This window comes from Ectothiorhodospira shaposhnikovii (assembly GCF_016584105.1).
In the GTDB taxonomy this organism is placed as follows: Bacteria; Pseudomonadota; Gammaproteobacteria; order Ectothiorhodospirales; family Ectothiorhodospiraceae; genus Ectothiorhodospira; species Ectothiorhodospira shaposhnikovii.
In genome coordinates, this window is sequence record NZ_NRSM01000083.1 from 1 (window position 1) to 1,319 (window position 1,319).

The 1,319-nt window shown below is 48.1% G+C and carries 1 protein-coding gene; it reads left to right on the plus strand.

The window, feature by feature from the left end; translation table 11 throughout:
• Nucleotides 1-193: 193 nt before the first annotated feature.
• Nucleotides 194-1,192, plus strand: a complete 999-nt coding sequence (locus CKO35_RS17485; RefSeq protein WP_200177385.1) for a hypothetical protein — start codon at nt 194-196, stop codon at nt 1,190-1,192.
• Nucleotides 1,193-1,319: the final 127 nt, after the last annotated feature.

Consider the following 1,319-nt stretch of genomic DNA (forward strand, 5'->3'; position numbering starts at 1 on the left):
TTCCCTCACGGGTTTGCCCTTGCCGTCGGCTAGTAGTTACAGTCGTCCACAGAGTGGACATCACAGGTACTCCTACAGGGGACTTTCACCCCATCAGTTCATGCCCATGTCGGGCGTACACAACGGCATAGAGCAGGACGCGCAAAAAGCCGCGCGCCTCTCATGCCAGACGTTATGCGCAAAGGGGGATTATGTGAATAGTTTAGTAATTCAGCGCGAAATTCAGTTAAGCCCAGTCGCTGATCCTCATTCAGCACTTATCGCACTTGTGCGTCCAATTCTTTATGGTCTTCTTTATTCGTTGAAGCACGATGTGGTAAGTGAGGTGGGGGGATATGAAAATCTTAAACTGAAGATGCTTCCGCGATTACGCAGAGCAAGCGATGGTGACGTTGGGATCTGCTTCGAATATGCTGTTCATGAGGCTGTTCGTCAAAGAAACCCAATGATTCTTGAGCGAGTAACCGACGCATTATCTAATCACTGCAAGGTACCGGGAAACAATGTTGAATCTATACTGTTTGGCGCAGAGAAATCCGGGTCTCTTCAGCTAATAGATACCGCCCACAACGTCCTTACAGATAACTCAAGAATCCTTACTGGCAGAAGACACCAACCGCCAAAACTGAAGAGTTATCTAAATGATATTGCTGCTGCTTTTAGGCTTAGAAGTGTTCGCGCTGAACTGCCAGAGAGTATAAATGGTTTATGGAAAGCGGATCTATTCCTTGGCTATACAGATAGTGACCGCTGGGTGGGGAGTACTGTAAAAATTAACCCGACAGCGCTTGAAGGGGCTCATGGACTTAGGGTAGGTATTGTGCCAGCTCATTATGGAACGTCAGACAGGATAGTCTTCGATCAAAACAGAAATCTTGTGGTCTGCCCGATGCCTTACGATGGTTCATTTATGCAGTTTTTTTATGGTGCATGGAGGATCGTAATGCAACTAATTGACGCTGACATGAACATGCCAAAGGAGTTGAATCTATCGGAGCCGCTTGAACGCATAATCGCAGACGAACTTGTTAAACGTAGGGAGCATGGAGTTCTTGACGTTATACAAGCACTGGCGCCTCTAAGTCAGCCACATCTGCTACAAAATCTTGAATCACAAGCAGATATTCAGGAAGGGGCAGGTCCATCACATACCGACTCAGTAATCTCACCTATACCTGGTTTAACCGCATAGGTGCATAATCGGATAGCCGGGGGTTTTTCTCCCCCGGCCTCCACAACACCCCGCATGCGGGTCCGCACGGGGCGTTTCCTCCGGAGTTCAAAGGACCATGCAACCATGGTGACCTTCAACGCTGGTT